The sequence below is a fragment of the Pseudomonas danubii genome (assembly GCF_042980055.1).
Lineage (GTDB): Bacteria > Pseudomonadota > Gammaproteobacteria > Pseudomonadales > Pseudomonadaceae > Aquipseudomonas > Aquipseudomonas danubii.
This window is the reverse complement of record NZ_CP116502.1, coordinates 4,317,640-4,338,868: the sequence shown is the minus strand read 5'-3', so window position 1 is coordinate 4,338,868 and position 21,229 is coordinate 4,317,640. Positions and strand designations below refer to the sequence as shown.

Sequence of the window (21,229 nt, the reverse complement as noted above, 5' to 3'; positions counted from 1 at the left end):
TCGGCGCCCAGGCAGAACATGGGGTTCTCCTCTCCTGGACAAGAGCCTTGCCATGAATCAGCAACCTGAGTGGATCACCGTCGGCGCCCTGGCGGACGGTTTTGCAGACGACAATCACATCCTTGCGGGGGTGGATGATCTGTCCGGTCGCACCTTGACCCTGCACTTCGACAACGGCTGGCAGATCGAACACCACTTCGCTGTCGACACCCTGCGCTGGAACAGCCTCGGCCAGCCCGCCAGTGACGACCTGCCCTATCGCGCCACTTCGATACGCCCCGGTATCTACCTGGTGGACTTTCTCAAGCGGGAGCAAGGCCAGTCCCATTCGGTAAGCCTGATCCTCGATCTTGAGCGCCAGTGCTTCACCGCCGTGATCGGCCAGATGCCGAGCCAGGCCGAATGCGGCGTCGACCTGTTCAGCCGGGCGCTGGCTGGCGGCGAGCTGACCTCGGTCAAGGCGCAGTTCCTCCAGGGTGCAATCGATGCCTTGCCCACGGCCGAGACTGCGCGACATGCGCCCACCGCCGAACTGATCGGCCTGCGCAACCAGTATGTCTACAGCGCCAGCGAGGCCTACGAGCACATCTACCTGAATGCCAACTTCTATAGCTGGCAGTGCCTCAGGGGTGTCGAGCAAGGCCTGGCGGACACCGACCGCTGTCACTACTACAAAATCGCCGAGCAGCTGTACCTGTTTGTCTGGCGCGAGAAGATCGTCCCGACCCTGGGCCTGGTGCTGATCGACCTCAAGGCCGGGCGTAGCGACGGCAAGATATTCGGCTACCAGGGTGCAGACTTCAGCCATGCCGCCAACTTCCCGGTGGGCGCCCTGGCCCAGGTCCTCAACCGAACCCAACACCCCTGATTCCGCACCGCTGCCGGCTTGTCCTAGCGCCAGCCGGCAGCGCTTTTCACAGGATACTTCCATGACTCTGGGCCTTGATCTGCAACGCGTCGCCAGCTGCTATCAGTCAGAACTGCAGCTGTTTGTCGAGCAACACCCGCGCTCCGGCGCCTTCTATCAGGAAAACCTCAAGCACTGGCTGTACGGCGCCCCGCTGCACTGGATGCAGCAATGGCCCGGCGCCTACCCAATCATGGTGGCGGATGCCCGTGGTGCGACCCTCACCGATTGCGACGGCCGCGAGTACGTGGATTTTGCCCTGGGCGACACCGGCGCCATGTTCGGCCATGCCCAGCCGGCGGTAGCCGCAGCCATTGCCGAACAGGCACTGCATGGCTCGACGCTGATGCTGCCCACCGCCGACAGCCTGTGGGTCGGCAAGGAGCTGAGCCGGCGCTTTGGCCTGCCCTATTGGCAGGTCACCACTTCAGCCACCGATGCCAACCGCTTTGTCCTGCGCCTGTGCCGGATGATCACCGGACGGCAGAAGGTCCTGGTGTTCAACTGCAACTACCACGGCAGCGTCGACGAATCCCAGGTGGAATTCGACGCCCAGGGGCAGATGATTCCCCGAGACGGCGTGCACGCCAACGGCTTGCAGCACGCCTCCACCACCCGACTGGTGGAGTTCAACGACCTGCCGGCCCTGGAGGCGGCGCTGGCCCATGGCGACGTGGCCGCGGTGCTGACCGAACCCTTCATGACCAACGTCGGCATGGTGCCTCCGGCCCCGGGTTTCCATGACGGCTTGCGGCAGTTGACCCAGCGCTATGACGTACCGCTGATCATTGACGAAACCCATACCCTGTCCTGTGGACCGGGGGGCTATTGCGGCGAACAGGGCTTGCAGCCGGACTTCTTCGTCCTGGGAAAATCCATCGCCGGGGGCATTCCCACGGCTGTCTGGGGCTGCAGCCAGGCCATGGCCGAACGGATCTGGCGGGTACTGCCGCATTTCCAGCCAGGCCAGGCGATCAACCACTTCGGCTTCGGTGGAACCCTGGCCGGCAACGCCCTGCAAATGGCCGCCATGCGCGCCACCTTCAGCGAAGTGATGAACGATGAAAACTACGCACGCATGTTCCTGCTCGCGGAGCGCCTGCGAGCCGGCGTCGACAGCATCATCGGCAAGCACGGCTTGCCCTGGCATGTGACCCGCATCGGTGCCCGGGTCGAATACCTGTTCATGCAGCAGGCCCCGCGTAACGGTGGCGAAGCCCACCATGCCCGCCATGCTCTGATCGAGGCGTACCTGCACCTGTACCTGCTCAATCGCGGGGTGCTGTTGACCCCATTCCACAACATGGCCCTGGTGTGTCCGGCCACCAGCGAGGCGCAGGTCGACCTGCACAATCGGCTGCTGGACCAGTGCCTGGCCCAGGTCCTGCCAGGAGCCCGGCCATGAGCCAGGATGACTGCGGGCGCATCGCCCTGGTCACCGGCTCGGGCCAAGGCATTGGCCGGGCGATCGCTCAGGTGTTCGCCGCCGGGGGCGCCAAGGTCATGCTGGCCACCCGCAGCGCTGCGTCAGGTGCCGAAACCCAACGCCTGATTCGTCAGGCTGGCGGAACAGCGGAGCTGCTGACCCTGGACCTCGGCACCCGGGCAGCCGCCGAACAGGCGGTAGCGGCGACCTTGGACGCCTTTGGCGGCCTGGACCTGCTGCTGCACAACGCCGGGATCTTTCCGATGCAGAAGCTGGCCGAGCTTGAGGAGCAGACCCTCGACAGCACCTTGGCGGTGAATCTGAAAAGCTGCTTCTGGCTGACCCAGGCAGCCTTGCCGGCGCTACGCCGGGCCCGAGCACCGCGGATCGTCGTCACCTCATCGGTGACCGGCCCACGCACGGCAATTCCCGGACTGGCCCACTACGCGGCGTCCAAGGCGGGGGTCAATGGCTTCATTCGTGCAGCGGCACTGGAACTGGCGGAGTATGGAATCACCGTCAACGGCGTCGAACCGGGGCTTATCGCCACCCAAGCCATGGACAACCTCGGCGACGCCGCGACCCTGTCCAGGGGCATTCCCCTCGGGCGCCTGGGAACGCCTGAGGACATTGCCTACGCCATGTTGTTCCTGGCCTCGCCACAGGCCGGCTACATCACCGGCCAGACCCTGATAGTGGACGGCGGCGCCCTGCTCCCGGAAAACAGCCAGTTGTAGGCGCTGGGAAGTTGCTCAAGATGAACTGTGGCACTACGCAATCCGGACGCAGATCAGTGCCCCCTACCGCCAGAGGATCACACAAACCGGGCTATTCGAGCTTGAGTGCACTTTCTGTTTCATTGCTCCCTAAACCCCGGTACTGGCCTGCATGGAAGACCAGCGGTTCTGCGCCGCTGTATCGGTATTGTTCGATCTCGCCAATGAAGATCAGGTGATCACCGCCCTCGTACTGGGTGACGTTACGGCACACCAGCACTGCCACCACATCGTCCAGCACCGGGGATCCCGCCTTGCCATAGGAATGAGCTACACCGGCGAACTTGTCAGCGGCTGCCCGTGCGAACTGCTCCGACAAGTGGTGCTGGTGCGCGCCCAGCACATTGATGGCGAAGTGACTCGCCGAGCAAAAAAACTTCAGGCTCGGTGCGGTGCGTGCCAGGCTCCAGAGCACCAGCGCCGGCGATAGCGAGAGTGAGGAGAACGAGTTGGCTGTCACACCGACGTTGCGGCCCTCAGCGGTGCGCGTGGTGATCACGGTCACACCGGTAGCAAACTGCCCCAGCAAGTTGCGCAGCTCGCGGACATCGCGAACATCGCAGCCCTCGGCATCGAGCAAATCCTGAGCCTTGGTTTCGGTGGCAGCATTCATGGTGATCTCTCCCCTCAAGCTGGCTCAGATGGCCTGTTGGCTCATTGCGCGCGATTGCACGCGCAGCGTGAATCGAACCAGCGGTGCGGTCAGCGCCGTCGTCACCAGCGCGAACACCACGAGGATCGTGTAGACCTTTGGTGGAAGGATCTGCATCTGCAGACCGATCGACAGGACGATTAGCTCCATCAAGCCGCGCGTATTCATCAACGAGCTCACCAGCATCGCATCGTGTGGCACAAGCCCGGTGGCACGCGCGCCCAGATAGCTGCCGCCGAACTTGCCGATGAATCCGCCCGCGAGGAATACACCGAACCACATCCAGGATGTCGCGTCGTCGATCGTGCCGACCGAGGCACGCAGCCCCGCATACGCGAAAAACACCGGCATCAGCACAAGCTTGACGAAGCCTTCGACGTTGTCGCGCCACTCCTTCGCGACGCCGGGCATGCGCCGCACGAACAGCGCCGCCGCAAGTGCGCCAAATGCGCTATGGAATCCGATCAGCGACGTCGCGAGTGCCGACGCTATTACGAAGCAAAGCAAAACGGCCAAGCGGTCGCGCGCCGCATGCGCAGTCAATGCGAGCCGCGCAAGCGCCGGTCGAACCACGAAGCGCACCAGGAGCGCGCACAGCACCAGATACACGAGCAGGCTGACGAGCATGCGCGCAAATGCCCAGCCAGGGCCGCTCGAGAGCGAGGCAATCGTTGCAAGCAGCATCCATCCGAGCGCATCCGTCAGCATCGCGGCAGACAATGCGTGCCGTGCGCCCACCATGGCGCTGAGCGCCAGGTCGTCGATGATGCGCGCCATCACCGGTACCGCTGATACCGCAAGCGCAACACCGCAGAAGAGTATGTAGGGCAGCGCCGGCACGTCGCTGGCGAGCGTATCTTTCGAGACGATGGCGACGATCATGCCGATCGCGGCCGGCGCGATGAGCCCGCACGCCGCGATCGCGACAGGTATGCGCCAGCACCTGCCGCGCAGCGTCTCGCTCAACTCCATATGCAGACCGATCTGAAACATCAGCAGTATCAGGCCGACTTCGCCGACTTGCGCCATGGCTGACAGCGTACGTGGGCCGAACAACAGGTCGTAGAAACTCGGTGCGATCACGCCGAACAGCGAAGGCCCCAACAGCAGACCGGCCGCGATCTCGCCGACGACCGCGCACTGGCCGAGGCGTTCGGCAATGCGGCCGCAGACATTGCAGAGCGCGATCACCAGCACGAGTTGCAACAGCCAGATGGTCATGAGTACCTCGGAAAGAGCGACGCCGACGCGACGCGGGTGGCCGCGACGCAGCTCGCCAGGTTCACAAGCGCCTGGCGGAGCGACGCGGCCGATACCGGCTCGGCCTCACGCATCACCGCTCACTCGCGACGCGGTCGACCCAGCCCCGGTAGAACGCACGGTACTTGAGCACGAGCTTGTCGTACTTGCTGTACACGCCGCCGCCGTCCGGCTTCATCCCGTTCCAGATTTTGACGTCGTACCCCGCGGCCTGTCTGGTCTGCAGCCCAAACAGCACGAAGTCGGTCGCACGGCGCAGGGCGCCGCCCACCTTCTTGATCGAGATGAGCATGTGCATGACGTTCTTGCCGTCGCTCACCGGCGTCACACACTGGAGCAGCTTGTATTTGACGTCTCCGTCCAGGGCAACGGTCATGACGCACCCGCCGGGGTAGCCATCGAAGTGCAGGTTCATCTGCGACATGTTCAGGCCGAGCGCGCGCGACAGCATGCCGAGGGGGCCGAAGTAGCGGTTCACGGTGAAGTCGATCCCGGCACCGAACCACGCGCCCGCCCGGGCCAGCGACTCAACCTCCGGCCACCGGCGCCAGTCGTCGAAAAGCTTGAGCTCGAAGGCCGAGATCGGGAGCGCGTGCACGGGGGTCGCGTGCTGCGCATCGTAGAAGTTCTCGACGATCCGCAAGACCGCCGTCGTCGTCTCGAACGCGAAATGCAGGTGCATAAAGTCGCCGTTGTCGACGTCGGCCGCGGCGATTTCGGGCAGCGGGTGCAGCGGCTGCGGGGAGCCGTACCAGACCCACACGTAGCCGTATCGCTCGGCGGTGACCAACGTCGGTTGGCGCGCCCCGCGCGGCACGGGCTCCAGCCGGCACACCGCCTGGCTGTGGCCGGGGATGTGAACGCACTTGCCCTGCTCGTCGTACCGCCAGTGGTGAAACGGGCATTGGATGCACCCGTCCTTGACCCGCCCGTCAGCCAGGTTCGCGCCCAGGTGCGAACAGTGGCGGTCCATCACCACTGCCCGCCCCGTCGCTCCGCGCCACGCCACGCACGGACGGCCGAAGAGCGTCAACTCCTTCGGCTTGCCCTTGAGGTCGTGCGAGCGCATTGCGACGTACCAGCTCGCGGCCACGCGCGTGGTCGCGTCGTACGCCCCCGGGGAGTGCTTCTTGACGCTCGCTTGATCCAGTTGAATGTTGTTCATCGCTTTTGTGTCGTCCTCGACCGACTACTTCTTCAGAACCAAGCCGATGCGGGTTGTGACGTACGCCTTGAGCAGCGCGAACATCGGGTTGTAGTCGAAGTACTTTTTCACCTCTGCCGGCGCACGGGTCTGCGTCCAGTACATCAGCTTCATCGCCGGCAGCAGGCTGTACTTCGAGTTGTTGAGCTGCGGCTTGTCCCCGGTGATGCAGTACCCGAAGCCGAACATCGGCTTGGCGAAGTCGCGTTCGTCGATGAGGGCGTGAATCCGCACCGCGGCCTCCTCGGCCGACTTGCGCCCGGCGCTCACGGCCTCGACCTCGGCCTTGGCGTCGTTGAACAACTGGTAGTACTGCTCCATGTCCGCGCACAGGTACCCGAGGTACGGGGGGTCGTTGTCGAGGTGATCGAGGTCGCCCTCGTCGCGCGACGCGCGGAACCTCGCGTGGGCTTGCACGAGCCGGAACTGCCCGAGGATTGTGCCGACCGCCCACAGCCTGTGGAACGCGTCCCATAGGCGAAAGTCCGAGAACGCCGTGTAGCAGCAGCTGACGAAGTCGTCGTTGTGGTCCAAAAGCTTTTGCTGCAGGCGCTCGATGTACTCGAAGCGCTCGGGGGAGAAGTCGTCGTCGCGTAGCGCCTTGATGAGACGCGCCGCAAGCGCGTGGATGGTCACCGCGGTGTTCTCGAGCCCCCGGGAGAAGAGCGGGTCGATGAACCCGTTCGCGTGCAGCATCAGGCAGTAGCGGTCGCCGACGCAGGCGGTCGACGAGAACTGCAGGCGGTCGGTCTTGACCCAATCGCGCACCGGCACGGCGTCCCGGAACTGAGCTCCGATACTCGGGAACCGCGCGAGGAACTCATCGAATTCTTGCTGCGCGCTGATGTCCGTTTTCGGGTAGACACGCGGATCGAGCTGCAGGCCGACGCTCACCAGGTTGTTGGTCGACCGCGGGTGGTTGTTGAACGGAATCACCCAGAGCCAGCCTCCTGTGAACATGTGGTGCAAGGTGCCCTCGTGCCAGCGCCAGCGCTGCCCCTTGACCTTGAAGATGTCATCGAACGGCTTGACCCCGAGCATGTGCGTGTAGAGGCTGCGCGAGTGCGTCTTGAAGCGACACGGTTCTTCGCGGAGCTTGAACTTGGTCGCGAGCGGCGCGCGCGGGCCTCCGCAGTCGATCATGTACCGGCCGGTGAACCGTTCGCCCTCGGCGGTGGTCACCGCGACGCCGTCTTTATCGGCGTGGTATTCGGTCACGCTGGTCTTCTGGCGAACCTTGCAGCCGTACTTAATGGCGGCTTGCAACAGGTAGGCGTCGACGTCTTGCCGGTAATAATGGCTCTCCGGTCCCCACGGCAGCTCGGGAATGACGCACTGCGTGAACTCCTTCGGGTCGTGCTCCTGGCCGGGCTTGTGGAACACGAAGCCGAAGTTGCGCTTGATGCCCGTGCTCGACGAGACGTAACGCTGCGTCGAGTAGAACGACGTAATGTGGCCCAGCTCCGGAATGCCGTAGCGATCAGCAATGATGCGGTTCATGAGCGACGTCTCGGGGATCGACGATTCGCCGATCGTGAACCGCGGGTGCGACGACTCCTCGATGATCAGCACGCGAAACTGTTGTTTGGCCAGGATGGCCCCCATCTGGGTTCCGGACATGCCGGAGCCGAGGATGATCACGTCGAAATGGTTGCTATCGCGCCCGTTCGCGGGGCTCTGCTGAGTCATGGGGCAAACTCTCCTTGTCAGATAGGACCTGGCCGTGCGCGTCAGGATTCGTCGAGCGCAGCGCGGATGCGGGACCGCACGGCACACGTGAGCGTGAGTAGATCGCCGATCATGCTGGGCGCGTACCCTCCGCTGCCGGTTGCGGGGCCGCTTCGCCCGACTTCGTACGCCCGCTCCGCCAATTTAAGGTGAGGCGCCCGGAAGCGCAGCAGGACCTTGAAGACCCGCTCGAGGGCTGTCAGCCCAGCCCGGACGGACTCGCCTCGTGCATCGACCGCTCGCGCCTCGGCGAGCGCGCGATCGATGATCGCCGGGCCCCCAGCGAACCGAGCGTAGACCGCCCTGTACGCGGGAAGCACGTAGGGCAGGTACGTCTCTTTGAATTCTCGATAAGCTTGGTCTTCCGATTGCGAGCCCCACAGGACGTGTTCCAGCACGAAGAGGGGCATTTCTACGGCTCCGGGGCCGAGGTAACTCTGGCCCCCGACTCGAATCGGTTCGTAGAAGGGGCGCAGCTCATCGTAGAAGACCTGCGGCGAGATGAAGCGGTACGCGTAGACGATCGATTCGACCATTTTCTCCAGATAGGCTGCTAGCTCGTCGCACCCTTGCGCGAACGCGGGCGACCGCAGGGGCACATCGGACAGCTCGACGGTCACCGCGATGGCCGCCTCGAGGGCCGCCATCGAGATGCGCACGCTATCGAGCAGGTGCGCTTCGTCGCGGAGCCCTGTGTAGCTCCGCTGCGCGTCGGCCGCCGCGGGGTTCCAGACCGTCACATGCAGGAGCGTCTCGCGCGGCGGCAGGTCAGTCGCGCGTGCCAAGTCGAGCAGCACCAGCTCAAGCCCGGGCACCACGTCCGTAGGCTCATGTCCGTGCCGCTTGAGCGACCCCAGGAAGAAACCGATGTCCCGCATCGCGGCAGCGGCTTCGACGAAGCCCCAGCCGGAGGGCACGCCGCGCACCGGGAGGAACTCGCGCAGCAGGCCGACGATGCCCGGCACGTCCTTATTACGATTCAGGCCCGGCAGCTGCAGAACCAGCGAGCGCGCCTGTAGCGGATCGCAGGCCGCCACGGCGGCGTGCGTGGCCGCGAATGCGGATACCCGGTTCAAGGTGCGTTCCACTACAGGCCTTCCTTCGCCGCGAGTGTCGGCCCGCGCTGGTTGCGCGACTGCCCCGCATCGCCGTCACGCAGCGACCGCAGGTAGTCGTAGTTCGTCGGCAGGCTCGTGCGCAGACGCTCGGCCTCGCGCTGGATGCTGGCGAACATCGCCTCGGCCTTCTCGATCGACTCCGGTCGGTGCTGCAAGAGCGGCAGCGACCGGTCGGGCAGCATGCCTAAGCCGGCAAAGATGCAGTAGTAGTTGCCGTTCAACCAGAAGTTCTTGAATTCGTAGTCGAAGGTCTCGTAGTACGTGGAATCGTCGAACGACGTGGTGGTCAGCGGCAGTCCCGCCTTGTAGCGCTGAACCTTCTCTTTGATGGCATCCGAGAGCCGCAGCTCATGCCGGTTCGCGAGCCAGAACGGCGTGTCTTCGCGCGACGTGGTGAAATAGTGCGCCTGGACGAAGTCTCGACAGTCGTCGAACATGTAGACGATCTCGGCGTTGAATGCGTCGCTCAACCGCGGGTCGAACGAGGTGTCGGGGAAGTGCTTCACGAGTTGGTAAAGCGCGGCGTAGATGAAGTAGATTCCCGTCGATTCCAGGGGCTCCAGAAAACACGACGACAACCCGATCGAGACGCAGTTGTTGACCCACGCCCGCTTGTTGCGCCCGACCCGAAACTTGATCTGGTTGAGCGACTGATTGTCCGAGAGGCCCCAGAGGTTGAGGAAGTCGGCGGTGGCCTGGTCGCGCGAGGTGAACTTGCTCGAGAAGACGTAGCCGCTGCCGAACCGGCCCAGCATCGGAATCTTCCAGGTCCACCCCGAGTTCATGGCGATCGCGGAGGTGTACGGCTCGACCCCCTCGCGCACATCGTCATTGGGCACGGCGCTGGCGACCGCGCTGTCGCACAGCAGATAGTCGGACATGTCGATGAAGGGCTCCTTCAGGGCCTGATTGATCAGGAGCCCCCGCATGCCGGAGCAGTCTATGAACAGGTCTCCCTCCAGCGTCCGACCTTCCTTGGTTAACAGGGTGGAGATGTAGCCGCGGTCGTTCAGGCGAACCTCCACGACTTCGTCGACCACACGGTTCACACCGCGTTCGACGGCCCAGCGCTTCAAGAAGTCGGCCACCAGGTGCGCGTCGAAGTGCCACGCGTGGGACATCTGGCGGGTGCCGTCGAGCAGGCACGGTGCCAGCTTGCCGTCAAGCGCCCCGGGCTGCGGATAGCACGCGTACTCCATCGGCTGCTGGAAGCCCTGTTCGCGCTTGCGCAGCCAGTAGTGGGTAAGCGGTACGCCGTCGCAGTTCGGCACGCTGCCGAACAAATGGTAGAAGTAATCGTCGCGCGAGTGGTCGGGAGGCTTTCTCCAATTCACGAACTTGATCGCGGCCTTGAACGCGCCGTTCACTTGGGGCATCCACTCCCGCTCCGGTATCCCGAGGAAGTCGAAGAACACCTTCTGCAAACTCGGGATGGTCGCCTCGCCCACGCCGATCCGGGGGATCGCCGCAGACTCGATGAGCGTGATGTTTACCTGCTGTTGGAGCGCCCGGACGAGGTACGAGGCGGCCATCCAGCCCGCAGTACCGCCGCCCACGATGACGATATTCTTGATCGGCTTGTTCATAACACTCCTTGTTTCAAGGCGAACTGCCGGCCATGAGGTAGAGGCCGCCAGTCTCCGTGCATCCGTGCAAGAGCCACATCAATGTGCTTGTTCGAGTTGACTCTAGCCGGCCGCAAAAGCGATGCAAATTCTGTTTCCGAATTAGCATTTCTAAAATGCAAAGGCGTTGGCTATAGAGGAAGGTGTTGCGGAGGTCCTTTGCGCCTAATCAGCCCGCCGCTAAGGGTGGTCTGACGTAGCGGCGTATTTTGGGCTGACTTCATCCACCGCTGATTTTGCAAGAGGCGAGCCGATCAAAGGCGTCGCGAGCACCCCGGGGGCGCATTCCCAGATCCCGGTTTCGACCCCGTCGCTGCCTTCGACGGCGGTCATCGATGTCACGGCCACGGGCATTCCCAGGGTACGGCGATCGGCGCCGCCCGCCATGACCTGATGACGCCGCGACCCTGTCCAGGGGCATTCCCCTCGGGCGCCTGGGAACGCCTGAGGACATTGCCTACGCCATGCTGTTCCTGGCCTCACCACAGGCCGGCTACATCACCGGCCAGACCCTGATAGTGGACGGCGGCGCCCTGCTCCCGGAAAACAGCCAGTTGTAGGCGCTGGCTTGCCAGCGAAGGCGTCCTCAAGGGCAGTGCACGCCTCTGAGGCCGCTTCGCCGGCAAGCCGGTTCCTACGCAGCTTGTGGGGATGGGGATCAGTTGCCGCTGCGGATCTTGTTCCACAAGCGGGTGCGGACCCGGTCGATGTCCAGCGGCATGGCTTCCAGGGCGAACAATGTGCCCATCATGGCCGGGCTCGGGTAAACCTTGGTGTCGTTCTTGATCGCTGGGTCGACCAGAGCATCGGCTTGCTGGTTGCCATTGGCGTAATGCACGTAGTTGCTGATGTTGGCCATTACGTCCGGGCGCAGCAGGTAGTTCATGAAGGCATACCCGGCCTTCTCATCCGGTGCGTCCACGGGCATGGCCACCATGTCGAACCAGATCGGCGAGCCTTCCTTGGGAATCGAATAGCCGATCTCCACCCCGTTCTTCGCTTCCCTGGCCCGGCTCTCCGCTTGCAGGATGTCCCCGGAAAACCCCACCGCCACGCAGATATTGCCGTTGGCCAGGTCGCTGGTGTATTTCGACGAATGGAAGTAGCTGACATAAGGCCGGACCTTCATCAGCAGCGCCTCGGCTTTCTTGTAGTCCGCCGGGTTCTTGCTGTGGTGTGGCAGCCCGAGGTAATTCAAGGCCGTGGGAATCAGTTCGGGGCCGTTGTCGAGAATCGCCACGCCGCACTTCTGCAGCTTCTGCATGTACTCGGGCTTGAAGATCAGGTCCCAGGAGTCCAGCGGTGCGTCATCCCCCAGCACTTCCTTGATCTTGGCCACGTTGTAGCCAATCCCGGTGCTGCCCCACAGGTACGGAAAACCGTGCTGGTTGCCCGGGTCATTGACCTCCAGCGCTTTGAGCAGCGCCGGGTTGAGGTTTTTCCAGTTGGGCAACTGGCTCTTGTCGAGCTTCTTCAACGCCCCGCCCTGGATCTGCCGCGCCATGAAATGGTTGGAGGGGAACACCACGTCGTAACCGGATTTACCGGTCATCAGCTTGCCGTCCAGGGTCTCGTTGCTGTCGTAGACGTCATAGGTGAAACCTGTCCCGGTTTCCTTCTGGAACTGCTTGGTGGTGTCCGGGGCAATGTAGTCCGACCAGTTGTAGATCTTGACCGTGTCGGCGGCCTGGACCAGAGAAGCGCCCAGGAACAAGGGGCTGAGTAACAGCAAAGTGCAAGTCTTGCGGATCATGAGTCGATACCTGTGGCTGGTTTTGTTATTGGCAGGCAATCAAGGGATCAGAAAATCAAGACGTAGGTCTTGCGCACCGTTTCCTGGATATCCCAGATGCCGGTGCTGTTGGCCGGCAACATCAGTGCATCGCCGGCTTCTATGTGCAGGGGCTCGCCATGGTCGGGCGTGAAGGTGCAGCGGCCCTGGATGAAATGACAGAACTCCTGGGCGACGATCTGCCGCCGCCAGCGCCCCGGAGTACATTCCCAGATCCCGGTTTCGACCCCGTCGTTGCGTTCGACGGCAGTCACCGATGTCACGGCCACGGGCGTCCCCAGGGGCACGGCGACCGGCGCCGACTCGTCCAGGGTGACCGTGGCGGTGTGCTTGAATTGCGTGATGCTCATGGCTCTACCTTTGGTTGAAAAAACCGAACGGACATCGTTCGGTGCAAGAAACCCGACTCAGTGCATGAAGCCTTCCATGAACCCGGCAACCCGGCTGGCCAGACGCCGCCGCCACGCAGGCGAAGCCGGGTTGGCCAGGGTCTGGTCTTCATGGACAAAGCTGCGAATGATCGCGTTGTAGCCCAGCCAGCGGCAGGGTTCAGGTTCCCAGACCCGCAGGGCGTCGAGGCCGCTTTGCGCCAACACCCAGGGTTGGCGGACCAGCGGGCTGTCGTGCTGGAGAATCAGGTCGGCCAGGGTCCGGCCACCCAGATTGCTGGCGCCGACGCCTTCGCCGCCGTAGCCACCGGACAAGGCGATGCCCTTGCGCCGGTCACACAGCATGTGCGGCATGAAGTGCCGGGACATGCCCAGGTTGCCGCCCCAGGAATGAGTGATGCGCACGTTCTTCAATTGCGGGAACAGCTCGCCGAACAGGTAGCGACGCAGCTCCACCTCGTCCCGACTCAGGTCGAAATCGTGGCGCAGCTTGCTGGCGAACTGATATCCACCCCGGGCACCAAACACCAGGCGGTTATCCATGGAGCGCTGACCGTAAGTGACCTGGCGACTGCTTTCGCTGAAGGCCTGGCCCTGGTTCAGACCGATTTCGTCCCAGGTCGATTCCGGCAGGGGCTCGGTGGCCACCAGCAGGCTTTGCACCGGCAACTGATAACGACCCAGGGGCGGCAAGGTCACTGAGTACCCCTCCACCGCCGGCACTATCCAGCGGCTGCGCACTGCGGCGTGGCGGGTCTGCAGGCTGCCGGCCTGCCAATGGGTCACCGGGCTGTTCTCGTAAATGTTCACCCCCAGGCGCTCCACCGCACGCGCCAGCCCGCGCACCAGCTTGGCCGGCTGGATGGTGGCGCAATGGGGGGCATAGATAGCGCCATAGGCGTTGGCCACCCGCAACTGCTGAGCCAGTTGCTCGGGGTTCAGCCAGCGGTAATCGTCCTGGTTCAGGCCCTGGGCGTAGAGCTTGTCCAGGTACTGGCGCAGGCTGGTTTCCTGCTCGGGATAGCGGGCCGCGCAATACAGCACCCCGCCTTTGCGGTAATCGCAGTCGATGCCTTCCCGTTCGATGACGTTGGCCACCTCATCGGGAATGCCATGCAGCAGGTCGAAAGAGGCTCGACGCTGCTCCGGCGACAGCCCTGCCAGCAGGCGGTCTTCTCCCAGCAGATTGCCCATCAGCCAGCCGCCATTGCGCCCCGAGGCACCGAAACCTGCAGTCTGGGCCTCGATCACCGCCACCTTGAGCTGCGGCGCTTGGCGCTTGAGGTAATAGGCCGTCCACAGCCCGGTGTAACCGGCGCCAATGATCGCCACGTCCAGATCAAGGTCTTGCTCAAGGGACGGGCGCGGCAACAGCGGCTCGTCCAACTGGTCCATCCACAAACTGATACTGCGCCACGCTGGCATGCAAGCACTCCGCAATCCGAACTTCGAATGCGGCGATCCTAGTCCCTGTCTTCAGGGGCTGTCTTGCGCGCGTGCACGCAAAGAAATTTGTTTGGCATAAGCCTTGGGCGACTGCCCGGTTTGCTGGCGAAAACAGCTGTAGAACGCCGACAGGGAATTGAACCCGGCCGCAAAGGCCAGTTCGTCGACCCGAAGCGGCGGCGCGGCCTGGTCCAGGGCCGCCAGCACATGCTGCAGGCGCGCCTGGTTCACATAACGGTAGAAGCTTTGGCCCAGCACCTGATTGAGCAGGTAGGAAATCTGATTGCGGCTGTAGCCGCACTCCCGGGCGACCCGCTGCAGGTCCAGTTGCGGATCGAGGTAAGGCTGCTGGCGCTGGAAGTACTGCTGCAAGTCCTCGGCCATGAAACTCAACTGGCGCGGCGACAGCCCCAGGCGGCTGACCGCCGGGCGCAGGCTGGCTGAAGAGCTGTCCGGCGCCGGTTCACGCACCAGGGACGCATATTCATTGACCCGCCAAATCAGGCCGTCGCGCACGGTAATCGCTTCACTGGAGCGGAACGACACCAGGCCCTGGCCACCCCGCAGGGTCACCTGATACTGGATAAAGGCCGTGTTGCCATCCAGGCGAATGCGATCACAGTGCTCCAGGGCCTCATCGGGCGCGCGGGGCATGCTCACACGCACGTATTCCCGCAGCTCAGCGAGGCCCAGGGTGCGATTCTGGAAAAAGTCGTTGTACTGGATTTGCGGATGGTAAAGCGCCATCACGCCATCGAGGTCGCGGTGCTTCCAGCACAGGTGATAACGCATCACGGTTTCACCGGTGGCCTGGGTTTGCAGAGGCCCGTCGTCAGGGGCAGTCATAAGGATCTCGAACAGCCAAAAAAGCGCAGCTTGCCGAACTTCGGCAGAGGCATCAATGACCGTCCTTCAGCCAAGGACCCGGGTTCTCTAGCCCCATTTGGGCGAATACATGACGTGCATCAAAAATCTGCGAGTGAACCGCCGGACGGTGGGCAAAAAAACTGCGAGCGGTCACAAGCCGGTGCTATTTTTAAACCCTTGACTGATCGGGTCATTGACGAGCCGATCGTTCCTACCGCGAGCACAAGGAAGCGCTCAATGAATCAAGGTGGGCCACCGATGAACAGAGTCTGGGCCAGCAAAGTCACCTTTCCCAACGCCTGCCAGCTGATGCGCTGGCATTTTCATCCCCTGGGCTTCGAGGCCAGCATGGATGCGCCAGGCAGCATGATCGCCCGGCTCTTCGACCGTGCCAGCGGCGAAACCATGATCGCCATCGCCGGCATTCCCTGTGCCACGGTGATGAGCGCCGCGGATGTCGAACGAATAATCGAGGCGGTGGAAGATGAACTGGAGGCCTTTGCTCCGTCCCTGACACTCAAGGCCTGACGCCAGGCCCCATCGACCGAAGCCCGCCTGACCAGCGGGCTTTTTTCGTCCTCACTGCCGCAGGTCGCGGAAATATGGCTTGTCTCGGGGCACCCGATCCGAAGCCTTGGGCGCATTGCCCGCCGCCGCCTCCTGGCGATCGACGTACCAGTAGCAGTGCTTGGCCGCCCGAGTGATCCCCACATAAGCCAGGCGCAGGATCTCGTCCTTCTGCGCGCTGTCGTAGGGTTCGGCGTCGCCATCTTTGCCCAGGCCGGCCATGCGATACACCTGATTCTTGTAGGGCGAGCTGCTCAGGTGCTGGCAATCTCCCAGCAGGAACACCGCGTCCGCCTGCAAGCCCTTGGCACTGTGATAGGTGAGTTGCTTGAGCCGTCGAGCCGCGGGCGGCAAGCTAGAATCAACATTAACTATTGGTAAAATATGCTCTTCTATCAATAACTTATCGCTAGTTTTTCGAAACAGCATCAAGATTGAATCGCCCTGCCGATAGTGCTCTGCCAGGCGCTGGGCCAGGCCCTGATCGTCACGATCCAGTACCTGCACCGGCCATAGGTCCTTGGCCTCGCCACTGGCCTTGGCCTTCTTTCCGGCAATCGCCGGGGCTGCGCGAACAATATGCTCCGCCGCATCGATCACATGCTGATGACTGCGGTAGTTCTCGCTGAGCATGACTCGATTGGTGGCCGGAGACGGGAACTCCTTGTTGAACTCGATAAAGTACTTCGGCGAACTGCCGCGCCAGCCGTAGATCGATTGCCAGTCATCGCCCACGCAGAGCAAGGAAGAATGCTGGGCTCCACGCCCCACGTGCAGGGCCGCGCCACGGCTGCGAATCTCCCTGAGACTGGCCTTGATCCAAGAAACGATCTGCGGCGAAACGTCTTGAAACTCGTCGATCATCAGATGCGACATCGGCCTCAGGCAACTGTCGCTGAGCAGCTTGAAGTTTTCCGGGGAGCGCTCGCTGAACAGGGCGAACATCCGGTTGTAGCTCATGATCGGCGGCGACTGATCCAGCAAGTGGTCTTCAAGGGCTCGCCAGAACAGGCTCAAGGCCTCGAAGAAGAATCGGTCCGGATCATCCTGGGCGAAGCTCATGTTGCCGACCGCGTCGCCCACATCCAGCCCCAGGTTCTCGATAAAACCGGCGGCGGCAACAAAACAATCCAGCAACGGCGCCGAAGCCAGCTCGCCCTTGACCTTGTAGTCGAAGCCCGGGCCGGCACTGACCTCGGCAGAAAAGGCGCCCAAAGCTCGCTTGGACGACTCGTAACTATCCAACCAAATCAATGGCTTACGGCAGAAAGCTTGAAACAGGGTGCGTTTTACCGCCCACTCCGCTCGCACCGTCAGCTTGGCTCCGGGCCGGCTGATCTGCGGGTTCTCCCGCGGGTCGAAGCCCAGTACCACCCAGGCATCCAGCTCAGCGGCATAGCCATGGCAATGGAAGGTCGATCCGTTGATTTCAAAGCTCTGGCGCTGAGGCTCGATGCCCTTGATCGGCCAGGCCCCGGCACGAAACCACAGGTCTTCCACGGTGTCGCAGAGCTCCTCATCACGCTTGGCCGCCAGCTCGGTGACCGCCACGCGCTTCTGTACATCGGGGTGATCGCGCTCCAGCTCCTTGAGCTGCAAGGCGTGGCGCAGCAAGGGCTTGAGCGCCAGGCGGAAGCGTTCGTCGCTGCGGTACAGCGCCTGGTAGCAGGCATTGAGGTGCTTGCGCTGGGCATCGTTGATTCGCAGGTCGAAGGGGTTGCTGTCCACCTCGTCTTCGGCACCCTGCACCCGCTCACTGAGGTTCTCGAAGGCCTGAAGGCGTTCGAACCCCGGCAGACTGCGCACCATGGGCAAGATCCGCGAATGGAAGGTGCGCACCAGATCCCGGGCTTCCCGGGGGCTGAGCGCCCGGCCCCACAGGGCAAAGACCTGCACCAGCTTATTGATGAAATCCTTGCGTGACTCCCGGGTGAAAGTCACTACGGTCATGGAATCCAGCTCGAATCCCAGGTAGTGATTGAGCAAAAGCAGGCGCAATACCAAAGAAGTCGACTTGCCCGCCCCGGCCCCGGCAATCACTGCAGTAGCAGGCGTGTCGCTGAAAATCATCTTCCATTGGGCAGCGCTGGGCTGGGACTGCGGCGCCAGCAACCGGGAGACATCGGCCTTGAAGCGTTTTTTCAACTCGGCGCTCAGCGGCAGGCGCCAGTCGTCGAACAGCCGGTCATCCACCCCCGGCGGCCGGTGCTCGGTGTTGCGACTGTCGCGAATCAGCAGCACCTGACGCCCTTCCTCCAGCCCTTCGAGCCGTCCCTCCTGGTAGCCGTATTCCACGCCTGCCGTGTGCCCGCTGCGAAAGCCGTCGGCCTGACCGTGCAGCCAGGACGCGCGATGCTGAGCCCGCAGGCGATTCAGGCCATGGCCGAAAAACCGCGCCGCCAAGCGCTTCAACAGGGGCATCTGAGCCAGGGGCAAAAGATCGGGGGGCAGATCGGGGCTGTGTTGCGACACGCGGACTCCAGGGGATGAGACTGAGCGGTAATGGTCGCCGGATTTTTTCACGGTATCCAGCGAATTGCTTGTGGGTCATTAACTTAAGCGATGAACCGAAGGTTTAACACCAGCTCTGCGACAAAAAAACCATCTAACTTTACGATTGGATTACGGCATTTTTTGCGCTTTTTATCGATCAATAGCTGATGGAAGATGCACGCCATCAACCAACGGTTATCGTTTTTTGGCCCGGGTCCAACGAGCCATTACGAGCCCTTTTGAGGAGACGATCATGCTTGAACTCAGACCTTTCAGCTCCCTGGGTGGCGCTCACCACGGCTGGCTGGATGCCCATCACCACTTTTCCTTCGCCGAGTACCATGACCCCAAGCGCATGCACTGGGGCAACCTGCGGGTGTGGAACGATGACGTAATCGCTCCCGGCACCGGCTTCCCCCAGCATCCGCACCGGGACATGGAAATCATCACCTACGTTCGCGAAGGCGCCATCAGCCACCAGGACAACCTGGGCAACAAGGGACGCACCGAAGCCGGTGACGTGCAGGTGATGAGTGCGGGGACCGGGATCGCCCACAGCGAATACAACCTGGAAGCCACGCCGACCAAGATCTTTCAGATCTGGATCATTCCCAACCAGGCCGGCTCCGCGCCGTCTTGGGGCGCCAAGCCTTTTCCCAAGGGGTTGCGCGAAGGGTTCGTGACCCTGGCCAGCGGCAAGGATGGCGATGAGGAAAGCTTGCGTATTCGCGCCGATGCACGGCTGGTGGCGGCCAACCTGAAGGCCGGGGAAACCGCCGAGTACCACCTGGACGCAGGGCGTCGGGCTTATCTGGTGCCGGCGACCGGGGTGATCGAGATCAACGGCTTGCGTGCCGAAGCTCGAGACGGTGTTGCAATCGAAGATGAGCGGGTGCTGCGGGTGAGCGCCGTGCAAGACAGCGAAATCGTGCTGGTAGACCTGGCTTGAACCGCAGCGGCAAATAAAAAGGGGCGACCCATGCTGGTCGCCCCTTTTTTTGCCCGCTAGCCGGCTACACAGATCGTGCAATGAACAACCACCGTAGGAGCTGGCTTGCCAGCGAACGCATCCGCAAGACCTGTGTCCGTCTCAAGGACCTTTTCGCCGGCGAGCCGGCTCCTACGTGAATCAGTTGCCGCTGATGGCGGTGTCCACCAGGGTCTGGGCTTCCTGCACCAGCTGCTTGAGGTGGTCGTCGCCGATGAAGCTTTCAGCGTAGATCTTGTAGATATCTTCGGTGCCAGACGGGCGTGCGGCGAACCAGCCGTTCTCAGTCATGACTTTCAGGCCGCCAATGGCCTGATCGTTACCCGGTGCCTGGCTGAGGATCTGCTGGATCGGCTCACCAGCCAATTGGGTCGAGGTCACTTGTTGCGGGGAGAGCTTGCTGAGCAAGGCTTTCTGCTGCGGATTGGCCTTGGCATCGACCCGCACCGAGAAAGGTTCGCCCAGTTCATCGCACAGCGCGCGGTAAGCCTGGCTTGGATCACGGCCGGTGCGCGCGGTCATTTCAGCGGCCAGCAGCGACGGGATCAGGCCGTCCTTGTCGGTGCACCAGACGCCGCCATCCTTGCGCAGGAAAGAGGCACCGGCACTTTCTTCACCACCAAAGCCCAGAGAGCCATCGAACAGGCCATCGGCAAACCACTTGAAGCCCACCGGCACTTCGTACAGGCGACGACCCAGGCGTGCCGTCACCCGATCGATCAAGCCACTGCTGACCACGGTCTTGCCCACGGCGGCATCGGCACGCCATTGCGGACGGTTCTGGAACAGATAGTCGATGGACACCGCCAGGTAGTTGTTGGGCGCCAGCAGGCCGCCGCTTGGGGTCACGATGCCGTGGCGGTCGTGATCGGGGTCGCAAGCAAAGGCCACGTCAAAGCGTTCTTTCAGGCCGATCAGCCCTTGCATGGCGTAGCTGGAAGATGGGTCCATGCGGATCTGCCCGTCCCAGTCCACCGACATGAAACGGAAGGTGGCGTCCACTTGCTTGTTCACCACCTCCAGGTCAAGGCGGTAGTGCTCGGCGATCGCCGACCAGTAACGCACCCCTGCTCCACCCAGCGGGTCCACGCCCAGGCGCAGCTTGGCGTTGCGGATCGCATCCAGGTCGATGACGTTGATCAGGTCGGCGACATAGGTGTTGAGGTAATCGTGGCGATGGGTGGTATCGGCCTTCAGCGCTTGCTCATAGCTGATGCGCTTGACCCCGGCCAGCTTGGCCGCCAGCAGTTCGTTGGCCTTGGCTTCGATCCACTTGGTGATGTGGGTGTCGGCCGGGCCGCCATTGGTGGGGTTGTACTTGTAGCCGCCGCTTTGTGGCGGGTTGTGGGACGGGGTGATAACGATCCCGTCCGCCAGGCCCGAAGTGCGACCGCGGTTGTAGCAGAGGATGGCATGGGACACCGCCGGCGTCGGGGTGTACTCGTCACCGGCAGCAATCATCACCGTCACACCGTTGGCCGCCAGGACTTCCAGGGCACTGGCCCCGGCCGGGGTCGACAGTGCGTGGGTATCGATGCCGACAAACAGCGGCCCGGTGATGCCCTGGGCTTCGCGGTACAGGCAGATGGCCTGGCTGATGGCCAGGACATGCCATTCATTGAAACTCAGATCGAACGAGCTGCCGCGGTGCCCGGAGGTGCCGAAAGCCACGCGCTGGGTGGGCACCGATGCATCGGGCTGACCGGTGTAATACGCCGTAACCAGTCGCGGGATATCGACCAGCAACTCAACGGGTGCCGGCTTGCCCGCAAAAGGACTGAGAGTCATGCAAAACCTCTGAAAAAGGATGGTTCGGGAATAGAGCGCAGTTTACTGGCAGTTTGACCACCGCGCGACGAAATCTATCCCAGAACAACCCCGCCTTTCTCAGCTGACTGAAGCAGGCCTGGCTTAAGGAGCTGGCTTGCCAGGGAAGACAGCCTCAAGGCTTGCACGAGGCCCAGGCCCCATTGGCCGACAAGCCGGGGCCG

General features: G+C 62.8%; 17 protein-coding genes and 2 pseudogenes. 6 read left to right on the top strand and 13 right to left on the bottom strand.

The annotated features are described in order from the left end of the window. Nucleotides 1–52 precede the first annotated feature (52 nt). The 3 genes from PFZ56_RS20055 (at nt 53) to PFZ56_RS20045 (ending at nt 3,070) form a co-directional block, all read left to right on the top strand. A complete protein-coding gene (locus tag PFZ56_RS20055; RefSeq protein WP_102879458.1) occupies nt 53–868 on the top strand; it encodes a molybdenum cofactor biosynthesis F family protein in 816 nt (271 codons plus the stop codon). A gap of 61 nt (nt 869–929) precedes the next feature. Beyond that, the gene (locus PFZ56_RS20050; protein ID WP_170002398.1) at nt 930–2,312 is read left to right on the top strand and encodes an aspartate aminotransferase family protein; all 1,383 of its coding nucleotides are present in this window, start codon (nt 930–932) and stop codon (nt 2,310–2,312) included. Next, nucleotides 2,309–3,070, top strand: coding sequence for an SDR family oxidoreductase (locus PFZ56_RS20045; RefSeq protein ID WP_102879460.1), 762 nt, complete (start codon nt 2,309–2,311; stop codon nt 3,068–3,070). The genes PFZ56_RS20050 and PFZ56_RS20045 overlap by 4 nt, the downstream gene beginning before the upstream one ends. A gap of 91 nt (nt 3,071–3,161) precedes the next feature. On the opposite strand, the gene PFZ56_RS20040 is transcribed toward PFZ56_RS20045, so the two are convergent. The 7 genes and pseudogenes from PFZ56_RS20040 to PFZ56_RS20010 form a co-directional block, all read right to left on the bottom strand. Then, complete coding sequence (locus PFZ56_RS20040; RefSeq protein ID WP_110595603.1) at nt 3,162–3,722, bottom strand: flavin reductase family protein; 561 nt, start codon at nt 3,720–3,722, stop codon at nt 3,162–3,164. Between the two features lie 24 nt (nt 3,723–3,746). Beyond that, on the bottom strand, nt 3,747–4,982 hold the full coding sequence (locus tag PFZ56_RS20035) for a cation:proton antiporter (protein ID WP_170002400.1): 1,236 nt from the start codon (nt 4,980–4,982) through the stop codon (nt 3,747–3,749). Between the two features lie 112 nt (nt 4,983–5,094). Next, entirely contained in the window at nt 5,095–6,186 is a 1,092-nt protein-coding gene (locus tag PFZ56_RS20030; protein ID WP_170002402.1) for a Rieske 2Fe-2S domain-containing protein, read from the bottom strand. Between the two features lie 24 nt (nt 6,187–6,210). Continuing rightward, nucleotides 6,211–7,914 (bottom strand): NAD(P)/FAD-dependent oxidoreductase, encoded by a 1,704-nt coding sequence (locus PFZ56_RS20025; RefSeq protein ID WP_102865153.1) that lies wholly within the window; start codon nt 7,912–7,914, stop codon nt 6,211–6,213. Nucleotides 7,915–7,955: 41 nt separating this feature from the next. Beyond that, nucleotides 7,956–9,041 carry a monodechloroaminopyrrolnitrin synthase PrnB family protein gene (locus tag PFZ56_RS20020; protein WP_170002404.1) on the bottom strand — a complete coding sequence of 362 codons (1,086 nt, stop codon included), beginning with the start codon at nt 9,039–9,041 and terminating at the stop codon, nt 7,956–7,958. Continuing rightward, a complete protein-coding gene (locus PFZ56_RS20015; RefSeq protein WP_170002406.1) occupies nt 9,041–10,657 on the bottom strand; it encodes a tryptophan halogenase family protein in 1,617 nt (538 codons plus the stop codon). Before PFZ56_RS20015 ends, PFZ56_RS20020 begins: the two co-directional genes overlap by 1 nt. Nucleotides 10,658–10,969: 312 nt before the next feature. Further along, nucleotides 10,970–11,056, bottom strand: a pseudogene (locus PFZ56_RS20010) (cupin); the annotation flags it as partial. Between the two features lie 35 nt (nt 11,057–11,091). Here PFZ56_RS20010 and PFZ56_RS20005 point away from each other — a divergent pair. After that, a pseudogene (locus PFZ56_RS20005) lies at nt 11,092–11,256 on the top strand (SDR family oxidoreductase); the annotation flags it as partial. A 98-nt stretch (nt 11,257–11,354) separates the two neighbouring features. On the opposite strand, the gene PFZ56_RS20000 reads toward PFZ56_RS20005, so the two are convergent. From PFZ56_RS20000 to PFZ56_RS19985, 4 genes are read right to left on the bottom strand one after another with little or no spacing between them, the layout of a single operon-like run. Next, entirely contained in the window at nt 11,355–12,449 is a 1,095-nt protein-coding gene (locus PFZ56_RS20000) for a polyamine ABC transporter substrate-binding protein (protein WP_170002408.1), read from the bottom strand. A gap of 47 nt (nt 12,450–12,496) precedes the next feature. Beyond that, entirely contained in the window at nt 12,497–12,838 is a 342-nt protein-coding gene (locus PFZ56_RS19995; protein WP_102865158.1) for a cupin domain-containing protein, read from the bottom strand. 57 nt (nt 12,839–12,895) lie between these two features. After that, the gene (locus tag PFZ56_RS19990) at nt 12,896–14,302 is read right to left on the bottom strand and encodes an FAD-binding oxidoreductase (RefSeq protein ID WP_102879462.1); all 1,407 of its coding nucleotides are present in this window, start codon (nt 14,300–14,302) and stop codon (nt 12,896–12,898) included. Nucleotides 14,303–14,353: 51 nt separating this feature from the next. Next, entirely contained in the window at nt 14,354–15,169 is an 816-nt protein-coding gene (locus PFZ56_RS19985; protein ID WP_170002410.1) for an AraC family transcriptional regulator, read from the bottom strand. 279 nt (nt 15,170–15,448) lie between these two features. Here PFZ56_RS19985 and PFZ56_RS19980 point away from each other — a divergent pair, with 279 nt between their 5' ends. After that, complete coding sequence (locus PFZ56_RS19980) at nt 15,449–15,718, top strand: DUF1652 domain-containing protein (RefSeq protein WP_102865161.1); 270 nt, start codon at nt 15,449–15,451, stop codon at nt 15,716–15,718. A gap of 51 nt (nt 15,719–15,769) precedes the next feature. Here the strand turns inward: PFZ56_RS19980 and PFZ56_RS19975 are convergent, their stop codons facing one another. After that, nucleotides 15,770–18,229, bottom strand: coding sequence for a UvrD-helicase domain-containing protein (locus tag PFZ56_RS19975; protein WP_170002412.1), 2,460 nt, complete (start codon nt 18,227–18,229; stop codon nt 15,770–15,772). Nucleotides 18,230–18,503: 274 nt separating this feature from the next. Here PFZ56_RS19975 and PFZ56_RS19970 point away from each other — a divergent pair, with 274 nt between their 5' ends. Continuing rightward, complete coding sequence (locus PFZ56_RS19970) at nt 18,504–19,199, top strand: pirin family protein (protein WP_102879465.1); 696 nt, start codon at nt 18,504–18,506, stop codon at nt 19,197–19,199. 180 nt (nt 19,200–19,379) lie between these two features. Here PFZ56_RS19970 and pgm read toward each other — a convergent pair whose 3' ends face one another. Next, on the bottom strand, nt 19,380–21,026 hold the full coding sequence (gene pgm, locus PFZ56_RS19965; protein WP_102879466.1) for a phosphoglucomutase (alpha-D-glucose-1,6-bisphosphate-dependent): 1,647 nt from the start codon (nt 21,024–21,026) through the stop codon (nt 19,380–19,382). Nucleotides 21,027–21,229 lie beyond the last annotated feature (203 nt).